The organism is Streptomyces sp. NPDC059740, assembly GCF_042733155.1.
Classification (GTDB): Bacteria; Actinomycetota; Actinomycetes; order Streptomycetales; family Streptomycetaceae; genus Streptomyces.
Window position 1 is genome coordinate 44,530 of the sequence record NZ_JBHWGP010000027.1, and the last position, 19,122, is coordinate 63,651.

General features: G+C 70.9%; 21 protein-coding genes. All 21 read left to right on the plus strand.

All coding sequences use genetic code 11. The features are described 5' to 3' along the window. Window positions 1–77: 77 nt before the first annotated feature. The 21 genes from ACFV3R_RS25320 (at window position 78) to ACFV3R_RS25420 (ending at window position 19,014) form a co-directional block, all read left to right on the plus strand. Entirely contained in the window at window positions 78–1,982 is a 1,905-nt protein-coding gene (locus ACFV3R_RS25320) for a hypothetical protein (protein WP_385587500.1), read from the plus strand. Between the two features lie 68 nt (window positions 1,983–2,050). Beyond that, window positions 2,051–2,797 (plus strand): hypothetical protein, encoded by a 747-nt coding sequence (locus tag ACFV3R_RS25325; protein ID WP_385587503.1) that lies wholly within the window; start codon window positions 2,051–2,053, stop codon window positions 2,795–2,797. A 97-nt stretch (window positions 2,798–2,894) separates the two neighbouring features. After that, window positions 2,895–3,644, plus strand: a complete 750-nt coding sequence (locus tag ACFV3R_RS25330) for a hypothetical protein (protein ID WP_385587506.1) — start codon at window positions 2,895–2,897, stop codon at window positions 3,642–3,644. A gap of 19 nt (window positions 3,645–3,663) precedes the next feature. After that, window positions 3,664–4,716 carry a major capsid protein gene (locus tag ACFV3R_RS25335; protein WP_385587509.1) on the plus strand — a complete coding sequence of 351 codons (1,053 nt, stop codon included), beginning with the start codon at window positions 3,664–3,666 and terminating at the stop codon, window positions 4,714–4,716. A gap of 5 nt (window positions 4,717–4,721) precedes the next feature. Beyond that, the gene (locus ACFV3R_RS25340; RefSeq protein ID WP_385587512.1) at window positions 4,722–5,015 is read left to right on the plus strand and encodes a hypothetical protein; all 294 of its coding nucleotides are present in this window, start codon (window positions 4,722–4,724) and stop codon (window positions 5,013–5,015) included. Between the two features lie 82 nt (window positions 5,016–5,097). Further along, complete coding sequence (locus ACFV3R_RS25345) at window positions 5,098–5,433, plus strand: hypothetical protein (RefSeq protein ID WP_385587515.1); 336 nt, start codon at window positions 5,098–5,100, stop codon at window positions 5,431–5,433. Further along, window positions 5,430–6,254: a hypothetical protein gene (locus tag ACFV3R_RS25350; protein ID WP_385587518.1), complete on the plus strand. Its 825-nt coding sequence runs from the start codon at window positions 5,430–5,432 to the stop codon at window positions 6,252–6,254. Before ACFV3R_RS25345 ends, ACFV3R_RS25350 begins: the two co-directional genes overlap by 4 nt. Continuing rightward, entirely contained in the window at window positions 6,251–6,691 is a 441-nt protein-coding gene (locus tag ACFV3R_RS25355; protein WP_385587521.1) for a hypothetical protein, read from the plus strand. The genes ACFV3R_RS25350 and ACFV3R_RS25355 overlap by 4 nt, the downstream gene beginning before the upstream one ends. Further along, window positions 6,688–7,068 carry a hypothetical protein gene (locus ACFV3R_RS25360; RefSeq protein WP_385587524.1) on the plus strand — a complete coding sequence of 127 codons (381 nt, stop codon included), beginning with the start codon at window positions 6,688–6,690 and terminating at the stop codon, window positions 7,066–7,068. The genes ACFV3R_RS25355 and ACFV3R_RS25360 overlap by 4 nt, the downstream gene beginning before the upstream one ends. Beyond that, on the plus strand, window positions 7,068–7,502 hold the full coding sequence (locus tag ACFV3R_RS25365) for a DUF6093 family protein (protein WP_385587527.1): 435 nt from the start codon (window positions 7,068–7,070) through the stop codon (window positions 7,500–7,502). The genes ACFV3R_RS25360 and ACFV3R_RS25365 overlap by 1 nt, the downstream gene beginning before the upstream one ends. Next, window positions 7,502–7,900 carry an HK97 gp10 family phage protein gene (locus ACFV3R_RS25370; RefSeq protein WP_385587530.1) on the plus strand — a complete coding sequence of 133 codons (399 nt, stop codon included), beginning with the start codon at window positions 7,502–7,504 and terminating at the stop codon, window positions 7,898–7,900. The genes ACFV3R_RS25365 and ACFV3R_RS25370 overlap by 1 nt, the downstream gene beginning before the upstream one ends. Further along, window positions 7,897–8,361 (plus strand): hypothetical protein, encoded by a 465-nt coding sequence (locus ACFV3R_RS25375; RefSeq protein ID WP_385587533.1) that lies wholly within the window; start codon window positions 7,897–7,899, stop codon window positions 8,359–8,361. Before ACFV3R_RS25370 ends, ACFV3R_RS25375 begins: the two co-directional genes overlap by 4 nt. A gap of 121 nt (window positions 8,362–8,482) precedes the next feature. Then, the gene (locus ACFV3R_RS25380) at window positions 8,483–8,956 is read left to right on the plus strand and encodes a hypothetical protein (RefSeq protein ID WP_385587536.1); all 474 of its coding nucleotides are present in this window, start codon (window positions 8,483–8,485) and stop codon (window positions 8,954–8,956) included. A gap of 112 nt (window positions 8,957–9,068) precedes the next feature. Continuing rightward, on the plus strand, window positions 9,069–9,590 hold the full coding sequence (locus ACFV3R_RS25385; RefSeq protein WP_385587539.1) for a hypothetical protein: 522 nt from the start codon (window positions 9,069–9,071) through the stop codon (window positions 9,588–9,590). 26 nt (window positions 9,591–9,616) lie between these two features. Next, window positions 9,617–9,964 (plus strand): hypothetical protein, encoded by a 348-nt coding sequence (locus tag ACFV3R_RS25390; protein ID WP_385587542.1) that lies wholly within the window; start codon window positions 9,617–9,619, stop codon window positions 9,962–9,964. Between the two features lie 13 nt (window positions 9,965–9,977). Beyond that, entirely contained in the window at window positions 9,978–14,288 is a 4,311-nt protein-coding gene (locus ACFV3R_RS25395; RefSeq protein ID WP_385587545.1) for a hypothetical protein, read from the plus strand. Further along, complete coding sequence (locus ACFV3R_RS25400; RefSeq protein ID WP_385587548.1) at window positions 14,285–15,181, plus strand: phage distal tail protein; 897 nt, start codon at window positions 14,285–14,287, stop codon at window positions 15,179–15,181. Before ACFV3R_RS25395 ends, ACFV3R_RS25400 begins: the two co-directional genes overlap by 4 nt. After that, window positions 15,181–16,131: a hypothetical protein gene (locus tag ACFV3R_RS25405; protein WP_385587551.1), complete on the plus strand. Its 951-nt coding sequence runs from the start codon at window positions 15,181–15,183 to the stop codon at window positions 16,129–16,131. Before ACFV3R_RS25400 ends, ACFV3R_RS25405 begins: the two co-directional genes overlap by 1 nt. Next, window positions 16,131–17,234, plus strand: coding sequence for a hypothetical protein (locus ACFV3R_RS25410; RefSeq protein WP_385587555.1), 1,104 nt, complete (start codon window positions 16,131–16,133; stop codon window positions 17,232–17,234). The genes ACFV3R_RS25405 and ACFV3R_RS25410 overlap by 1 nt, the downstream gene beginning before the upstream one ends. Beyond that, entirely contained in the window at window positions 17,234–18,688 is a 1,455-nt protein-coding gene (locus tag ACFV3R_RS25415; protein WP_385587558.1) for a hypothetical protein, read from the plus strand. The genes ACFV3R_RS25410 and ACFV3R_RS25415 overlap by 1 nt, the downstream gene beginning before the upstream one ends. After that, on the plus strand, window positions 18,685–19,014 hold the full coding sequence (locus ACFV3R_RS25420) for a hypothetical protein (RefSeq protein WP_385587561.1): 330 nt from the start codon (window positions 18,685–18,687) through the stop codon (window positions 19,012–19,014). The genes ACFV3R_RS25415 and ACFV3R_RS25420 overlap by 4 nt, the downstream gene beginning before the upstream one ends. Window positions 19,015–19,122: the final 108 nt, after the last annotated feature.

A 19,122-nucleotide genomic window follows, 5' to 3' on the forward strand; every position in this document is an offset into this window, starting at 1 on the left:
GCAACGCCCCAGCCGGATGCCCGTACCCTGACGATCAGGCGCGGGGCCTGCTCTACACACGTCCGGGAGGGCGACCCGTGGGCCTGTTCAGGAACTTCATCGTCGACCGGTGGGGCGCGCTCAACTACAAGCGCGCCTACGCCGACGACGTCTACCAACAGCCCAACCGTGAGGTCTTCCCCGCCGCCCGCCGCGGGTGGGTGCCCCGAGAAGACCAGCGTCGCCTAGCCGCCTACACCCTCTACGCTGCCTACGGCCACAATCAGGCGTGGCAGGTCGCCGCCATCCAGGACGGCACTGACGCCTCTGAGCGTCGCGAGTTCGGCGATCCTGCCATGCTCGTCTCCGCTCTCGTCTCCCATCTCCTGGGCTCCGAGCAGACCATCACCGTGCCCGGCGCCGAAGACGCCGAGCCCGCCGACGGCACCACCCCCGAACTTGAAGCCGTGCACGCCGCGGCCGTGCAAGAGCGGTTGCGGAAGTGGGCAGAGGACGAGCTCCTCGCCCTGCGCATCCAGCAGAACGAGCGCAAGACCGTCCGCGAGGGCGACGGCGTCTATCTCCTGGCCTGGGACGCCGCCAAGCGCCGCCCCCGTCTCTCCGTCATCGACCCCGGCTTCTACTTCCCCGACCTGCCTGACAACGCCGGCGACTCCGCCGACTACCCGACCCGCGTCCACTTCGCGTGGGAGATCGAACCCGACCCGCGCGATCCCGACAGCCGCCGGAAGCTGCGCCGCGTCACCTACGAGCTCGCGCCCATCGGTACCGCCACACTCCCCGACGCCGACTCCGACCCGCGCCGGCCCCGCCGCGTGCCCGCGTTCCAGCCCGACGGCGCCACCCCGCTGTTGTACAAGGGCGACGTCTACGATCCGGCCGCCGAGGCCATCAGCCGCCACTACCCGTGGAACGACGAGCCGTCCACCCTCACCTGCTACCTCACCGATGCCGAGTGGCTCCTGGATGACATCAAGGCCGACCAGGACATCCACACCCTCGACGAGCGCTACGCCACCTACCTCACCGGCCCCGACGGGGAAGTCCTCGACCACCTCGACCTCCACCTGGACTTCCTCCCGGTCGTCCACGTGCCCAACACGGTCCCCGAGGACGGGCACTGGGGCGAGTCGTCGCTGGCCAACCTCATGCAACTCTTCGACGAGATCCAAGGCACCGACACCGACTCCTCCCAGGCATCCGCGACGACCGGCGCCCCGATCATCGGCCTGGTCAACCCCGGCGCCAAGGGCGGCCGGCGCACCGAGTCGATGCGCGTCGAGCCCGGCCTGATGCTGGAACTGGGGGAGGGCGGCAACCTCATCACCGTCGACACCTCCCCGATGCTCGCCGAGCTGCGCAACAAGACCGAGGAGCTCCAGAGCCGCCTGTCGGTCAACGCCCGGATGCCCGCGGTGGCGCTGGGCACCCTCGACCCCACCAAGGCGCCGTCCGGGTTCTCCATCGCCCTGTCCTACGGGCCCATGGACCCCCTCATGGACTCCATGCACCTCGCCCGCGCCCACCCCTACCGGCTGGTGCTGAAGTTCGTCCAGCGCCTCTTCATGGCTGGCGCACACCCCGACTGGACCGGGCCCGTCGTCGACGCCCGCCTCGCCTGGGGCTCCTACAAACCCACCGACCGCCAGTCCGTCCTCGACATGGTCCGCGACGGCGTCACCTCCCACGTCCTGTCGCTGGAGACCGCGGTACGCATGCTGTCCGAAGCCGGGTTCCCCATCGACGACATCGGCGAGGAGATCGAACGCATCCAGTCCCGCTCCTTCACCGACGCCAAGACTCTCGCCGACGCCACCGGCGACAGCAAAGCCGTCGGCGACTACCTCGGCCTCGACCTCCAGCCCGACGACACCCCACCCGCCGTCATCCTCCCCACCACCGAGCCCGCAGACGAGGACACCACCCCCGCTGCGACCAGCGAAGACGACAGACAGGGGCAACGTAGGGGCAACACGTCATGACATTTCTGCCATCCTCTGATCTAGGCGCGGGGCCGACGAACAACACTCCTCTGGGAGGACTACGCCCCATGCCGCGCCGCCAGCAGCCCACCTGGTCGCACCCGTACCCCACGGGCCCCTTCAACGCCGTCTTCTACGCAGACGGCGGCGAGACGCCCACCCCCGCCGACATCGCCCCGGCACCCGCGGCACCCCCGCAGGAACGCAAGTCCAACAAGCCGCGCCCCGCCGAGACCGAAGGCGAACTGATCGTCTCGCGTGACTGGCTGGAGAGCCGCCTCACCGTCGAGAAGGACGCCGGCCGCCGCAACGGCAACCAGCGACTGGCAGCCGACCTCGGCTTCGAAGACGTCAACGGACTCCGGTCCTTCGTCGATGAGCGCCGCAAGGCCGAACAGGAAGCCATGAGCGAGACCGAACGCCGCGTCCAGGAACTGGAGACCCGCGAACGGCAACTCGCCGCCCGCGAGGCGCAGGCCCAAGCCGCCCTGGTCTCCGCTAGCCGCCGCGCACTGCTGGTCACCCTCGGCGCCACCGGCGACGACCTCGAGGACGCCACCGCCCTCCTGCGCGTCACCAACGACGCCACCGACGAAGAGGTCCGCGAAGCCGCCGACAAGCTCAAGGAGCGCCGCCCCGAGCTCTTCGGCGCCACGGGGGCGCCCGCCGCTCAGCCCGCCGCACCCATGGCGCCCACCGGCCTCCCCGCAGCCGGTATGCCCCGCCCCGGCGCCTCCCAGCCCAAGCCCGGCGAACGCGGCCTGGAGATGCTCCGCCGCCGCGGCAAGGCCCCCCGCAACAACGACGCCGCCTGACCGACAAGCCAGGGACCACGCCCTCTCCTCACGTGGACGCGCACCGCACCGCGGAGCCGAAACCCATCCAGCGCACACGCATGAGGAGAGGAACGTCGTGAACGACTTCCAGCCCATGACCGTGCTCCAGGAGACCGCCACCGCCGACCGGCCGTGGCTCGCCTCCCTCGTGGGCACACACGACGCCAACACCATCACCCTGGACCTGACGAAGTTCGTCGCCGGGGTCCACTACGAGCCGGGCACCCCCTACCAGCCCCGCAACGTCCTGAAGTCCGGGCTGCCGCTCGGCCTGAACGACACCAGCGGCCTGTACGAGCCCTACGCCGGCCCCACCAGCGAGGTGCAGACGGTCACCGTCACCGGCACCCCCACCGGCGGAACCTACACCCTGACCTTCTCGGGCCAGACCACCGCGGGCATCGCCTACAACGCCACCGCCGCCCAGGTGAAGACGGCACTGGAGGCCCTGTCCAACATCAACCCGGGCGACGTCGTCGTCTCCGGCGGCCCGCACCCCGGCACCCCGGTCGTCATCGCGTTCGCCGGCCAGTACCTGGGCGAGGACGTCGGCCAGATGACCGCCTCCGCCACCAACCTCACCGGCGGCACCACCCCAGCCGTCACCGTCGCCACCACGACCGCGGGCGGCGGCGCCAGCGCCAGCAACGGCACCGAGAAGCTCGCCGGGTTCCTCGCCACCGAGTCCCTGTTCGCGCCCGGCTCCACCAAGACCTCCGGGGCGCTGCTGTGGCACGGCGAAGTGTTTGCCGCCAAGTGCCCCATCCCCTTCGACCCTGACGACGTCGCCGCAACTCGCCCCGGCGTCACCATCCACTACCGGTAACCCCTAGGAGACCGAAGCCATGAGCACCCTTGACCGTCTCCTGCGGGGCGTCACTCCCGAGGACGTCAATGCCTACGTCAACGGCCAGGAGATCCCTCCCACCTTCGCCCTGACGCGCACGGTCGTCCCCGAGCGGAAGATCAACGGGCCGAAGTTCCGCATCGAGTCCAACAAGCGGCGCATCAACGCCGCGAAGTTCCGGGCCTTCGACACCCCGCACGCCCTGGCGAAGCGGCAGGCCGAGCGTGTCGTCAACGAGGGCATGCTGCCCTCCGTCGGCCAGACCCTGGAGATGGGTGAGCTCAACCTCATCCTCTTCCAGGCCCGGCGCGGCGCGGACGACCAGGAGTTCCTCGACGCCCTCTACGACGACCTCGACCGGCACTTCATGTCGATCAAGATCGCGCAGGAGATCGCCGCCGGGCAGCTCCTGACCTCCGGCGTTGTCACCCTGCCGGGCGTCGGCCTCGACGTCGACTGGAACGTCCCCGACGAGAACAAGCCTGTCGCCGCTATCCCCTGGGACCAGGATGGCGCCACCCCGCTCACCGACGAGATGGCGTGGATTCGCTACCTCAAGTCCGTCGGCGCCCCTAAGCCGGCCCGCGTCATCACCTCCGAGCGTGCCGCGTCCGTCCTGGCGTCGAACCTGGAGTACCGCTCCGCGTTCTACAACAGCAGCAGCCCGGAGACCACGCCGTCCGCGACCCTCGCGCCGCCGGACGTCAACGCGGTCCGCGCCCGCTGGAACCTGCCGCCGATCGAGATCTACGACGAGCAGGTCTGGCAGGACGACCAGTACATCCGGGTCACCCCGGAGAGCCTGTGGGCCATGGTCCCCCCGAGCCCGAACCAGTGGGCGGAGACCCAGTACGGCGTCACCGCCGAGCAGGACAACCTGGACCTCGGTGAGAACCCGGGGCTGGTCGCCTCGCAGGAGCCGGGCATCTACGTCTCCTACGAGAAGAAGGAGAACCCGGTGCAGTTCTCCACCACGGCTAACGCCATCGCCATGCCAGTGCTGTACGTGCCGAACTTCCACATCTCCGCGACCGTCCTGTCCGAGGACTGATCGCCGTGGCCAAGCTCGCACGCGCAACCTGGGTCCGCGATCCGGAGCGTCACCGCGACATCCTCCTGCGCGCTGGTGAGGAGCCTGCTCCGCGCTACGCGGCGCTGGTGACGAACCCGGCGTGCTGGGAGGGCGGCGTCCTTCCGGGTGTGGCCACGGCCGCCCAGGAGGAGCCCAGTTCCGACTCGGCGCCGGAGCAGTCTGGCGCCGAGGAGGGCGACAAGCCGGTCGCGCGACCCGCGGCCCGGAAGCCGGCTCGGGGCCGGAAGTCAGTCGCCGACGAGGGCGCAGGCGACTGACACCTGGTGCGGGCCCCCGCTGGGGCGCCGGGGCCCGCACCCCACCCGACCAACCAACCCGCACACACCGCTGGAGGCCGTGATGGACGACGCCACCCGCGCCTGGCTTCTCGCCCAGCTCGGCACCGCCACCGACACCACCGACCTCGACGCCCGCTACGCACGGCTCGGCTCGGCCCGCGCTGTCGCCCTTGAAGTGCTCTACCAGCGCCGCGCGGACCTCCTCGCCCAACCGGCCAGCCTCACCGTCTCGGGCGTCGTGTCCGTCGCCTACGCCGAGAACATCAAGGCCATCGAGCGGCAGATCACCGCCCTCGAAGCGGGCGACTCGCCCGCCCCCGATGACCCGACCGGCCCCGGTGGCAGCGACACCTTCGACTTCGGAGTGATCCGCCTGCGCGAGAGGCCCCGCCGATGACCACCCCGACCCGCCGCCGCACCCTCCGCTCCCGCCTCCTTGTCTACATCAGCCGTGCCACCAGCGCCCTGACCACCGCGTGGAACGCCCTCGCCGCCGCGCAGCGCCGCCTCCTCACTGCGCTGGCCGCCATCCGGCCGGGCCGCGGCGCCACCACCCGCATCCGCGCCGCCGCCGCGGTGTTCCAACGCGGCATCGCCGCGTTCAACCAGACCGCCGGCGCCTTCGTCGAAGCGTGGGCCGCGACCGACCTGCCCCTCATCTACCGCGAGGGCGCCCACCAACTCCTCGACCAGGCCGACCGGCCCACCAGCGCCTGGACGTGGACCGCCCGCCACCAAGCCGCCGTAACGGCCCTGTCCGCCCAGTACTACGCCGACCTCATGGGACGCGTCCGCGAGACCGTGCGCCGCGCCCAGGCGTTCCTCCGCGTCGCACAGGACACCGCCCGCGGCACCGCCTTCGCCCCAGACCAGCTTCTCGCAGAACACCGCCTCGACACCGTCATCTACGCCGGCGACCACCGCCACCCCGCCCACGCCTGGGCCCAGGCCGCCACCTCCTGGCAGACCGTCGCGGTAGCCAACGCCGGCGCCGCCCGCACCGCCCTCGACGACCTCGACATCTCGTTCCTCGAAGTGCGGGACGGCCCGGACTGCGGCTGGGAATCACACGACGACCCCGACCGCGCCAACCGCACCCTGCGCACCGTCGCCGACGCCCTCGCCCACCCCGCCGCCCACCCGCGGTGTGTCCGCGAGTTCCTGCCCCGCCTCGACCTGCGAGGCCGCACCAACATCACCTTCGGAGCGCCCCTGTGAACGAGATCCACGCCAAGTCGAAGCGGCGAAAGACCCTCCATGTCTGGTCCGGGCAGTCTGTACCCGAGCCAGTCCGCGCCCTCATCAGTCAGTGGCTCACCGCCAACGGGGTCGACCCCCAGGCCGTGGCCCTCGAACCGATCACCTTGGAGTTCGTCCCCCGCTGCGCTGGGAGCGTCACCTCGTGCGAGGGCATCTCCGAAGCGCCCTGGTGGATCGCGTTCACCCAGCACCACCGCAGTGACGGCGGCGCCTTCGAGGTGAACGTCCTCACCGGGCGGCCCGCCGCGTTCACACGAACCGTGCCTCTCCTCGTGGAGCCGCCTCTCGACCTGGTGCCTGAGTGGGCGCACGAGGTCACGCACGTGGAGTCAGACCCTGTGGTGAGGGTGATGAGCCTCTCGGAGTTCCGTGAGAGCAGCGAGGCGGCGACGTGAGCACGCCACCACAGCCACAGACCTACGGTGTACGCATTGAGGCGCACCCGGGCTACGTCACCATCCACCTCGACGGGCAGCGCCTCCCCGAGGAGCAGGTCACCGGCTACACCCTCAGCCATGATGTCCACGGGACCCTGCCCACGCTCGTCGTCCACACCCGGCAGCCCAGCACCGTCGAGTGGGAAGGTCTCGCCCGCGTCGCCGTCGCCGAACCCGCAGACCCTCGCCAGCAGATCGTCGAGTTCCTCGCCGCCGTCGACCCGCTGGAGCTGGACCGCGCCGTGATGGCCCGCACCGACCTCGGAGGCGGCAAAGGCGCCGTTGCCGTGGCCATGCTCGCCACCCTCACCGACTGGGCCAGAGGAGCCGCCTGATGCCCGGCATCGACCTCTCCAGCGTCGCCAGCCTGATCGAGAGCCTCGTCCTCCTCGACACCGTCCGCATCTCCCAGCCCGGCACCGGCGCCCCCGTCCTCAACGAGGACACAGGGGAGTACACCTACCCGGAGGGCACGGTCGTCTACGAGGGCAAGGGCGCTGTCCTGCCCGGCGCCGCCCCGGGCGGGGTGGCCGGCATCCCTGTTGCCGGGCAGCCGTGGGTGGACGAGACCCGCTCCCCGTACAAGGCCCTCACCCCCCTCGCGGCGCCAGCCGCGGCACGGGACATGGTCGTCACCGTCACCGCCGTCCACCCGGGCGGCGACACCACGCTGCTCGGTCGGCAGTGGCGCGTCACCGACCCCAGCACGGCCGCGACCCTCACCGCGGTGCGCATCACCGCCCTCGACCAGATCCAGCAGGAGGGCTGATGGACCTCGACGACCTCGCCGCCCGCCTGGAGGATGCCGCCGACCGCGTCGCCCCGACCATCGCGCGCAACGTGCGACGGGAGGCCGAGCACCTGCGCGACGACATCCGCAGCAACGCCTCCGGCCGCCCCGGGCCCAACGTCATCACCGGTGACTACCGCTCCTCGTGGCGCGTCGCCCCGTTCGCCGTCTCCGGCGGGGGAGGGGCCACGGTCGGCACGGACCGCCCGCAGGGCCGGCGCCTGGAGTTCGGCTTCTGGGACATGACCGACAGCCTGGGCCGGCACTACTTCCAGCCCCCGTACCCGCACGTCGAACCCGCGGTCTCCGCGCTGGGCCCGCGCATACAGGCCGCTCTGCGCACTGCCGCTGGCGAGATCCTCAGGGGTGACGCGTGATCTCCCGCCGCGCCCTCACTGGCGCCGTGCAGCAGCTCCTCGCCACCGCCACAGGCCGGCCCGTCGGGGTGGGCACCGTGCCCCTCGACGCCGCCCGCACCCCTGCCCCGCCCCCGTACACGCTGCTCTACCCCCTCGACTACTCCACTGACGACCAGATGCTCGCAGACCAGCACCGCGGGGCCGTCGCCACCTACCAGACGACGTTCGTGTCCGGCCCCACCCCCGGGCAGGCCGCCTCAACAGGGACGGTGGAGCAGGCCGAGTGGCTCGCCGACCGCGCCCGCACCGCCGTCCTCGACCGGGCCGTGGGCGGGGCGACCGGCTACGCCCAGCCCCTCACCGTGCCCGGCGCCGTCTGTTACCGGCGGGAAGCGACCGAGGTAGGGGCAACGTCTGACCCGAACGATGGGATCATCACCTATGTGATCCGGTTCAGGTTCTACCTGGACGCTGCCTGACGCGCTGTCGGGCATCACCGCACCGCGGCGGGACCCCTCGCGGACGTGCCACTCGCTGGCCGACACGACAGATTCCGCAGGGGCCCGGTCTCCCGGGCCCGGATTCAAGGGGCCCACCGCTATGGCCAGGTTCAACCGCAAGGGCACAACCAAGATCAAGTTTCTGGAGACCATCGCCGACGCGAACCTCCTGCCCACCAGCGCCGAGATCGCCGCCGGCACCGACTACACCGAGCAGATCAACGCCATCGACGGCTGGTCCATAGAGAACCAGCCCATCGAGACGCCCGACATGGCGTCCACGTTCGTCAGCAAGATCGACGGCGACGACTCGGCCGCCGACTCCTCCCTGACGTTCTACGAGGACGACTCCCTCTCCACCATCGAGTCCGACCTCGCCAAGGGCACCAGCGGCTTCATCTGCATCTTCTCCAAGGGCGACGCCCCGGCCGCGAAGGGCCTGGACGTCTTCCCCGTCAAGGTCGCCTCCTGCTCCAAGTCCTACTCCACGGACAACGAGGCCGCGAAGGTGACCGTCCAGTTCGTCATCACCGACCGGCCGGCCCTCAACCAGACCGTGCCGTCCGGCGCCTGACCTCTCCATCTCCCGGCCGGGCGCACCACGCGTCCGGGAAGGCGCGCGCCGTTGGGCAGGCGGCGCCCGGCCGGGGCCCCTTCCCACGCCCCACACCTTCGGAGACCACGACATGAGCAGCACCTGGGACACCCTCGCCAAGCGCCTCGACCAGCTCAAGCCGGCCGTCGCCACGTTCACCATCTGCGACGACGAAGCCCTCCGCCAGGAACTGGCCGCCGCCAAGACCGACGCCGCGGGCGCCGACGAGACCCTCGCCAACCTCGGCCCCGACGACGAGCCGCACCGCCCCATGTTCGAGCAGCGCGCGCAGCAGGCCCGAGCCCGCCTCACCGACGTCCAGAAGCGATTCGACAAGACGGCGATCGTCCTGCGCTTCCGTGCTCTGGCCCGCGCCGACCTCGAGCAGCTTCAGCGCGCCCACCCCGCCACCGAGCAGGAGGAAGCCGACGGCGCCGACTTCGCCATGGACAGCTTCGCCCCCGCCCTCATCTCCGCCGCGTCCGTTGACGGCATGCCCGCCGACTACGCCCGCCAGGCCCTCGACACCTGGCCGGCCGCCGACGCCCGCGCCCTGTGGCAGGCCGCCTGGTCCATCCAGCACACCGGCCGCACCGACCTGGGAAAAGGCTGAGGGATGACCTGGCGTTCCGCACCGAGTTGGAACTCTGCGACCGCTGGGGCATCCCCCACAGCCAGTTCCGCGGCCACGGCGACGGCACCTGGTCCGACCTCGACCGCCGCAAGGCCCTCGCCTACGCCTCCTGGCGCCGCGAGTGCTGCCCGGAGTGCGGCACCCGCCCCGAAGAGTGGGACGAGGACGCCGGCGGCGACGAGGACGCCTACACCGCCACCACCCACCGCTGCATCGGCTGTCAGCTCATCGCCGACAAGCAGAAGGCGGTCCCGGACGGCGACGACGGCCACGGCGTCAAGGTCCTCCTCTTGCCCACCGCGGTGCACGCCGCACTTCAGCTAGCCCGCACCACCAGCAAACACCACCGATAGAGGGGAGAGCGCGATGGCCGAGTGGAACCTGTCCGTCGAGCTGCGCGGCCAAGGCAACGACCTGGCCCGCACCCTGCGCCAGTCCGCCACCCAGGCCCGCGCCCTCTCCAACGACATCAACACCGCCCGCCGAGACATCACCCGACTCCGCCAGGAAGCCCGCGGCAACATCCGCCTCGGCATCAGCGTCGACACCGCCCGCTTCCGACGCGAAGTCCAAGCCGCAGCCCGCGGCGCCGGCGGGCAGCGCATCACCATCCCCCTCGGCGTGGACGGCGCCCACCTACGCCAGGACATCCGCCGCGCTCTCTCCGAGGCCGGCGCCGGCGCAGACCTCACCGTGCCCCTCCACCTCGACGGCGCCGGGCTCTCCGCTGACCTCCAGCGCAACATCACCCGAGCCGCAACCGCCCTGAACCGGCTCACCGACGAGGCGCAGAACGCCGGGCAGGCCCTTGAGCGACTGGGCCGCCACGCAGACTCGGCTGGCGACCAACTCGACGGACTCCGCAACCACGCCGCCGCGGCAGCCGTCAGCCTCCGCTCCATCAACACCGCCGCAGGCCGCTCCGACAGCCGCCTGGAAACCCTCTCCGGCCGCACACAGCAACTCCGTACCGACTTCGAGGCACTCAACGGGCCCCTCGACCAGACCGGGACCCACCTGGAGCGCCTACGCGGCAACGTCGGCGGCCTGAGCCAGTCCTCCAGCCAGGTCAGTGACCTGCGCTCCAACCTCCTGCTCCTCGCCGGTGTCGGAGCGACGGCGCTGGCACCGCTCGCCGCCTCGGTCGCCCCCCTTGCTCTCAAGCTCGGAGCCGCCTCGGCATCCGCCGCAGCGTTCGGCGTGGCCGTCGCCGGGCAGATCGGTCCCCTGTCGGACACTCTCGACGCCCAGACCAAGCTGGAGGACGCCACCACCCAGTACGGCGCCGCCTCCGACCAGGCCGCGACCGCCTCACAGGCCTACCAGGCGCAGCTCTCCCAGCTACCCGCGGCGACACAGCGCACCGCCGCGGCGTTCGGCGTGCTCAAGTCGGACTTCCAGGCGTGGTCGGACTCCCTCGCCGGCGTCACCATGACGCCCATCACCCACGGCATCGAGACCCTGGACGCGCTGCTGCCCCGCACCACACCCATGGTCAAAGCCGCCTCCACCCAGCTGGACCGGCTGGTGACGGTCGCCGCGGGCGGCATCAACACCACCGCGTTCGATCACCTCTTCGACGCGTTCAGCGACCGGTCCACCAACGCCATCGCCGAGATCACCGATGACCTCATCCACCTCCTGCGCGTCCTGTCCGGTGACGAACCGGCCGGCTCCCAGGTCCTGCGCGAGTTCCTCGCCTACGCCAAGTCGGTAGGCCCACAGGCAACCGAGACCTTCCGCAGCCTTGCCCAGGCTCTGCTCCACCTCCTCCAATCGGCGTCCCAGACCGGCGTGGGCATCCTCACCCTTGTCAACGCTCTGGCCGGACTGGTCAGCGCGATCCCACCCGGTGTCCTCACCGCGTTCCTGACGCTGGCCACCACCATCAAGCTGGCGATGCTCGCCGCGAAGGGCGGCGCCGTCTTCGCTGCCCTGGGCACGCAGATCACCGCCGCCCGCACCGCAGCCGCCAGTGCCTCCGGGCCCATCGCCGCAGCTAGCGCTGCCTTCACCGGCCTGTCGCGGGCGGCGAAGTTCGCGCTCGTCGGCACAGGCATCGGCCTACTCGTGCTCGCCCTCACCCAGCTCTCCCAGATCGGGAAGAGCGCCCCGCCAGACGTCGACAAGCTCACCTCCTCCCTGCGCGACTTCGCCAAGACCGGCAAGGCCGCCGGCGAGGTCGCCCGGGTCTTCGGCACCGACATGAGCAAACTTTCCGACGCGGTACGCACCCTGTCCCGCCCCTCGAACTTCGAGAAGGTCGACCAGTTCCTCACCAAGCTCCTGGGCATGGACTCCACGCCCGTGTCCCGGTCGAAGGAGGTCATCAACGGACTCGACGATGCGCTCGCCAACCTCGTCAAGTCTGGCAACGCTGACTTGGCGAAGGCCGCGTTCGACAAGCTGTCCAAGCGGCTCGGCAACCTGACGCCGAAGGAGTTGAGGAAGCAGCTCGACGACTACCAGTCGGCGCTGAAGGATCAAGCGTTCGAGGCGGAGGTCGCCGCCCAGTCCATGGGTCTATTCGGGCAGCAGGCACAGAAGACCTCGGCGCAGCTCGACGCCCAGAAGGCGTCCGCCGACGGGCTGAGGCAGTCCATCACGGCGCTCAACGACGCCCAGCGGGGCGCGCTCGGCGGCATGATCGGCCTGGAGCAGGCCATCGACGACGCCTCCAAGGCCGCGAAGACCAACCGCGGGGCGCTCACCGAGACCAACGGGCAGCTCAACCTCAACACCCAGAAGGCCCGCGACGCCGCGTCCGCGCTCTCCGACCTGGCGGCGAAGACCGACGACGCCGCGGGGAAGGCCCGAGAGAACGGCGAGTCGTGGCAGACCGTCAACGCCATCTACTCCCGCGGCCGGGCCGCCCTGGTCTCCAGCGCCCAGGCCATGGGGCTGACCAAGTCGCAGGCCGAGGCCCTCGCCGCAAGCATCCTGAAGATCCCAGCCGGGCACACCACCAAGGTCAAGATGGACCGCGAGGACGCCATCGCCGGCCTCCAGGCCGTACAAGACAAGATCAAGGCGACACCCGGAGCGAAGAGCGTCACCGTCAAGGCCCTGACCGCCTCCGCCGAGCAGGCCCTGAAAGACCTCGGCTTCAAGGTGACCCACATGAAGAACGGGTCCGCCAAGGTCACCGTCCCCACCGGCACCCCCAAGGGGCAGGTCGCGGCCATCCAGCGCGCCATCGACGGACTGCACGGCAAGACGGTCACCAACCAGATCCGCACCGAGTACGTGACCGTTGGCAAGAACCCCCTGATCGCCGATTCCTGGCTGAAGTCCCACCCCGGTGCGCACGCGAAGGGCGGCCCGATCCGCGGCTACGCCTCCGGCGGCGACGTCCAGGCGTTCCCCGGCGGCGGCTACATCCAAGGCCCCGGCAACGGCACCAGCGACTCCATCCTGGGCCTGTTCTCCTCGGGGCCGGCCATGGTGTCCAACACCGAGTACGTGATCCGGGCCGACGCCGTGCGGAAGTACGGGCTCGCCTTCCTCGACGCGGTGAACTCGGAGCGGCTGCCCAAGTTCGCCGGCGGCGGCCCCCTCGCCAGCCTGCCCCGGTACGCCACCGGTGGTGGCATGGACTTCACCTACTCCAACACCGGCAGCAGCATCCTCAGCCTGTCGGACCTGATCAGCGCGAGCGCCGACAAGAACGGCAACTTCTCCCTGTCGACGTTCTCGAAGAAGCTAGCCTCGGCCAACAACCAGCTCGACGCGTGGCGCAAGAACCTCGCCACCGTAGCCAGCCGCGCCGGCCAGGACGTCGCTGACGCCCTCGCCGCCATGGGCCAGGACGGTGTCGAGCTCACGAAGAAGATGGCCACCGGCAGCTCGAAGTACCTGAACCAGATGGCCACCGACCTGCGGAACCTCGCCAACGCCGCGAAGGCCACCCTGGGCGAGTACACCAGCGAGATGAAGGACGCGGTCGCCGACCAGACCACGTTCCAGAACAACCTGGCCAAGCTCGCAGGGCAGGGCTACGGAGACCTCGCCGGGCGCCTCGCCGCCCAGAACGACGCGGACGCCGCAGCACTGGCCGCCGCCGCGGTGAAGGACAAGAGCAAGGCTGCGGCGGCCAACAGCGCGTCGAAGGCCGCCAACACAACGCTGTCCGGCGACGAGCTCGCCGAGCTGGTGCAGATCATCGCCGCCGTCACCAAGAGCACGACCGGCATACATGACGTGGCCGCCACCACGAAGCTGGGCGAGGACGAGATCATCGCCATCGCCACCAAGGCCAGGTCGCAGATCTCCTCCAGCCTCGGCTCCCGGGCGACACGGTTCCTCGCCGACCTCGGCAAGGCGCAGAAGGGCCTCGCCTACGCCGACGGCGGCATCCGCGCCGGCCTGTACGCCACCCAGGCTGGCCTGGTGCGCTTCGCCGAGCCATCCACGGGCGGGGAGGCGTACATCCCTCTCGGCGCCAACAAGCGGAAGTCCGCGACCGCAGTCCTCGGCGACGTCGCCGGCCGGTTCGGGCTCGGCCTCACCGATGCATCAGCCGGCCGCGTCATCGTCATCCAGCAGCCCCAGCCCCTCGTCGGCACCCAGAACTGGCACGTCACCTCCGGCGGCAACGCCGTCGACACGGCCCGGCAGGTCGAGGCCCGCGCCGGATACCAGCTCCGCCGCCTCGCCCGAGGAGGAGCCGCACGATGACCACCCCCACACCCCTCGCAGACGGGCAGCACCAGCTCGGCGGCGTCCTCATAGGCGCCGGCACCAACATCCAGGTCCGAGCCATCGAAGGACTCGGGCAGCCGCCGCTGCGCACCGCCGACGTCGAACCACCCGGCGCGGACGGGCTGTGGCTGGGCGCCGACTACTACTCCGGCCGCACCCTGCGCATCGACGCAGCGATCCGCACCCCCGGCGACCCGGCCGCCGCCTACGACCTCCTAGCCGCGCTCCAGGCGCCGGCGGATGACGCTGCGGTGCGAGGGCAGGGCGGCACCACCATGGACCTGCGCCTGAAGACGCCCGGCCGCCCGGTGCGGGTGGCCCGCGGCAGGCTCCGCACCCTCGAGCCGGACCTGACCACCGCCAAACACGGGTTCATCCCCGTGGACATGGAGTTCGTCACCGCCGACTACCTGCTCTACGACGACGAGCCCGCCACCACGTCCATCCCCCTGGCGATGCTCAACATCGGCGGCCTGACATTCCCCCTGGTCTTCCCGGTCGTCATCGAAGGCGATCCGGCTGCCGTGGGCAGGCCCGGCTACCTCCAGGTCGACGGCACCGCATTCACGTGGCCGCTGCTGCGGGTGACCGGGCCGTGCTCCAACCCCACCATCACCCACGTCACCACCGGCCGGACCCTGACCGTGCAGGCGACGTTGGCCGCGGGGGAGTGGGTGGAGATCGACACCCGGCCTGGCTGGCGCACCGTCCTGCGCGACAACGGCGGCGGCGCCCCCCTCACCCCCACCTCCCGCATCGACGAGTTCGTCCTCACCCCGGGCCTCAACGAGGTCCGGTGGACCGCGACCGACAACACCCTCACCAGCACTCTGGCCGTCACCTGGTGGCCCGCATGGAAGGCACTCTGATGGCCCTCAACCCAACCCCCATCGCCACGACCGGCGCCACCCACACCGCGCAGCAGTTCCGCATGATGGTCCGCGACCTCGCCCGCGACTCCCAGGGCGTCACTACCGGCCTCGACCTCAAGGTCACCGCGCTGGACACCCCCGGCGCAGGCGTGCAGGTCTCCGACGGCTCCGCGGTCATCGCCGGACAGGTCTCGCCCGTGCAGGGCTCCTACAGCGCCTACAACATCGGCTCCGACACCGTCAGCATCTCCGCGACCGGCTCCACGCCCCGCTCGGACATGCTGGTGCTGCGGGTGGAGGACCCCGACTACGAAGGCACCCGCGACCCGGCCGTCGACCCCATCGTCTTCTGGGAGGTCGTGCCCAACGTCTCCTCCACGGCGACGACCGCGCCGGCCGGGTACTCGGCGATACCGCTGGCCCGCATCGACCTGCCGGCCAGCACCGCCACCGTCACCAACGCGATGATCGTCGACCTGCGCAAGGTTGCCAACCCGCGTCGCGACCGGCAGCTGTTCCCCATGTTCTACGGCGGCAGCCTCACCCAGCTCAGCGGAACGGCCGGCACCTGGCAGAACTTTCCCTCGGCCACGTCCACCACCATCGCTGTGCCCACCTGGGCCGCCTCCGTCAAGGTCATGTGGAGCGTCGGCGGTCTGCGCCTGGACGACGGCAACGTCTTCGGCAACCTGACCTTCCAGTTCGGCACCAAGCAGGCCGCGCAGGACGTCGTCATCGACGACAACCAGGGCACCGCCCCCCGCCGCACCAGCCTGTTCTCCGCCGACACCCTGTCCCTGACCGACACCGCCGGCGCCGCCATGCGCGGCACCAACATCACCCTGCGCTCCCGCATGAAGGTCAACTCCGGCAACGCCGGGAAGATCGGCGCGGACCTGGGCACCACGTTCATCGCCGACGTGGAGTTCGTTGAGGGCGCGATCTGATGGGCCGCTGGCGCTACTGGACGCAGCACGCCCTGACCGGCGACGTCCTCTGCCCCGCCCTGCCGCTCGGGGACCCGGAGTTCGGGCGGGAACTCAACGGCCCCGGGCAGCTCTCTGGCACCCTCGCCCCGCGGTGGGTGCGCGCCAACCCCGACCTGATCCGCCCCCACACCACCCTCATCTACGCCGAGGCCGACGGCATGCTGCGCTGGGGCGGCCTGGTGTGGTCGGTGGACGCCGAGGACCGCGAGTACCGCATCGAGGCCGCGGGCTGGTCGTCCTACCTCACCAAGCGCCACGACACCCACGGCGAACTCGGCGCCCGCGGCCCCTACGTGAACGGCGACCCCTGCCAGGTCATCCGCGACATCTGGGCCTACGCCCAGGAACAGCCCGACGGGAACCTCGGCGTCGTCGTCGACCCGGTCACCGGGCCGGCCACCGTGGGCACGCCGGCGGAGCCGTGGCACTCCTACTGGTACGAGGCACCCAACCTCGGCGACCTCGTCGACGGCCTGGTGGGGGAAGACGGCGCCCCGCAGTACACCTGCCACAGCGAGTACCAGACCAACGGCACCGTGCGGCGCCGCATCCTGCTGGGCTACCCCCGCCTCGGCGCCCGCCGCACCGACATCATCTTCCGCACCGGCGTCAACATCACCGCCGCCCCGACGGTCGGATTCTCGGGCGATGACTACGCCAACACGATCATCGGGACCGGCGCGGGGGAGGGCACCGCCACCCGATTCGCCGTCGACAGTGTGCGCGACGGAGGCCTGCGCATGGAGACCGTCCTCGCCCTGCCCACGGTCACCGGCACCGACGTCCTCGGGCGTCGCATCGCCGCGGAGCGCCGAGCCCGGCAGGTCATGGGCGGCATCGACACCCTCGTCGTCCGCGACCACCCCAACGCGCCCCTCGGCTCCTGGCAGATCGGCGACGACGTGCAGGTCGCAGTGTCCAACGCCTGGGTCGACTGGTCCGGGTGGGTGCGCATCACCGCCGAGTCCTACCAGCCAGCGGGGGACGGCGGCGAAAGCTGCGCCACTCTCACCGTCGCCCGCGCCGACACCTTCCACTATGGAGCCCCGGAGGCCCCCTGATGTCCAACCTCAACGCCCTGGCGAACAAGGTCGCCCAGTTGGAGCGTCAGATACGCGCCCTCCAGCACGGGCAGCGCGTCTCCCACGGCGCCAGCATCGAGAACGCCGCCCTCCAGGTCCGCGACAACGAGGGGACGCTGCGCGCCACCATCGGCATGCAGGGCGACGGCACCGCCGCCGTCGTCGCGACCAACGGGCCAGCCCCGACGGCCGCGCCCACCGCGCCGCTCGTCACTCCGTCCATCGCCGGGCTCCGCGTCACCTGGGACGGCACCCTCGCCGCCGGCAGCGACCTGCCCGCCGATTTCGACCACATCGCCGTCTACATCTCCACTGCCGCGGGCACCGCCCCATCACCGGACACGTTCGCCGGCACCATCCGGCGGGCCGGAGACGGCGGAGTCCTACCGGTCACGCCGCTGCCCTACGCCGAGCACTACGTCCGCCTCGCCGCCGTCAACACCAGCGGCGCCACCGGCCCCGCGAGCGCCGAAACCGCCGGCACCCCCGTCCAGGTCGACGGCCCGGACCTCACCGCCGGGTCCGTCACCGCGGGCACGATCGCCGCGGGCGCTGTGACGGCCGACAAGCTCGAGGCCGTCCTTTCCCTCGCCACCCGCGTCGTCGCCGGCGACCCAGCCGGAGCCCGCGTCGAACTCGACGCCAGTGGCCTCAAGGCCTACGACGCCAGCGGCGCCCAGACCGTGAATCTGAACGGAACGACCGCGGCCATCACCGGCGGCACCATCACCGGCGCCACCGTGCAGACAGCCGTGAGCGGTGCCAGAATCGTCCTCGACGAAAACGTCTTGATCTATGACGACAGCGGCGTGATCAAGGCAGGCGCGGGGCCGGACGTCGCCCCCCTCAGTCTGCCCGGCTTCATCACCACCGACGGCACGTTCACCTCGTCGCTTTTGAGCGGTTACCTCTCCATGTACCAGGAGAACCACACCTACCGGCGCTACCCCCTCCTGGCAGCAGAGGTGCAAGGGGGCGACCTGTCCGTCGTGACCCTCGGCAGCGGCACCCTCGACAACGACCAGGGGCAAGTCCAGTCGCTGATGCGCATGTCCGCCTACCACAGCAGCAACCCAGCGAAGACGTACCCGCGCGTTGAGTTCTACTCAGACGGGTTCCCCTCCAGCCGCTGCGACGTCGATGTCGCAGGCGCGATCACCGCAGGCAACATCGCCACCGGCACCGTCACCATCACCCCGTCCGCACCGAACACACCCACCTCGATCCCGGTCAACGGACTCAACGTCACCGGCACCGTCTTCCGCGGCTTCGCCACCGCCCAGACCACCGTGCCCGGCTCCCGCGCCCCCATCAACAGGGCAGGGGTCACCGGAGTCTCTACATCCTCCGTCACCGGCACCGGCCTCCTGGTCTGGGTCAACCGCGAGGACACCACACCCACAGTCGTCACATGGATGGTGATTGGATCATGAGCACCCCCACCGAGCCCCTGCCCACCGACATCGACCCCAACGACCCCGACAGCTCTGCCAGCCCCTTCCCACCCCCACCGACGCCTACCGTCAACACCGGCCCGCCACTCCAGCCCGAGCAGCCCATCACCTGGGAACCCGCCATGTGGTACTCGGCCACCGCCACCTGCGCCGACACCACCTGCGTCAACTACAACCGCCTCCTCGACCTGCCGATGCTGTACTCCAACGACGGCGTGTACGTGATGGTGATCTGCGGCCTGTGCAGCCACGCCTGCACCATCCTGGCCGCGACCCTCCTCGACCCCCAGCCCCCCGAGGAGTAGGCCCCCGAGTAGGGCAACACCGGCCCCGAACCGGCCCTACCCTGAGATCACCGGCGACCCTCCGCCCACCCCGAGGGACTGCACCACGCGTGCAGACCACCACCAGCT

Excerpts from the sequence above, each read along its gene's own strand:
- ACFV3R_RS25350 (WP_385587518.1), top strand. The coding sequence starts at position 5,430 with ATGACCACCCCGACCCGCCGCCGCACCCTCCGCTCCCGCCTCCTTGTC.
- ACFV3R_RS25410 (WP_385587555.1), top strand. The coding sequence starts at position 16,131 with ATGGGCCGCTGGCGCTACTGGACGCAGCACGCCCTGACCGGCGACGTC.
- ACFV3R_RS25400 (WP_385587548.1), top strand. The coding sequence starts at position 14,285 with ATGACCACCCCCACACCCCTCGCAGACGGGCAGCACCAGCTCGGCGGC.
- ACFV3R_RS25385 (WP_385587539.1), top strand. The coding sequence starts at position 9,069 with ATGAGCAGCACCTGGGACACCCTCGCCAAGCGCCTCGACCAGCTCAAG.
- ACFV3R_RS25415 (WP_385587558.1), top strand. The coding sequence starts at position 17,234 with ATGTCCAACCTCAACGCCCTGGCGAACAAGGTCGCCCAGTTGGAGCGT.
- ACFV3R_RS25365 (WP_385587527.1), top strand. The coding sequence starts at position 7,068 with ATGCCCGGCATCGACCTCTCCAGCGTCGCCAGCCTGATCGAGAGCCTC.
- ACFV3R_RS25370 (WP_385587530.1), top strand. The coding sequence starts at position 7,502 with ATGGACCTCGACGACCTCGCCGCCCGCCTGGAGGATGCCGCCGACCGC.
- ACFV3R_RS25395 (WP_385587545.1), top strand. The coding sequence starts at position 9,978 with ATGGCCGAGTGGAACCTGTCCGTCGAGCTGCGCGGCCAAGGCAACGAC.
- ACFV3R_RS25325 (WP_385587503.1), top strand. The coding sequence starts at position 2,051 with ATGCCGCGCCGCCAGCAGCCCACCTGGTCGCACCCGTACCCCACGGGC.
- ACFV3R_RS25345 (WP_385587515.1), top strand. The coding sequence starts at position 5,098 with ATGGACGACGCCACCCGCGCCTGGCTTCTCGCCCAGCTCGGCACCGCC.
- ACFV3R_RS25380 (WP_385587536.1), top strand. The coding sequence starts at position 8,483 with ATGGCCAGGTTCAACCGCAAGGGCACAACCAAGATCAAGTTTCTGGAG.
- ACFV3R_RS25335 (WP_385587509.1), top strand. The coding sequence starts at position 3,664 with ATGAGCACCCTTGACCGTCTCCTGCGGGGCGTCACTCCCGAGGACGTC.
- ACFV3R_RS25405 (WP_385587551.1), top strand. The coding sequence starts at position 15,181 with ATGGCCCTCAACCCAACCCCCATCGCCACGACCGGCGCCACCCACACC.
- ACFV3R_RS25420 (WP_385587561.1), top strand. The coding sequence starts at position 18,685 with ATGAGCACCCCCACCGAGCCCCTGCCCACCGACATCGACCCCAACGAC.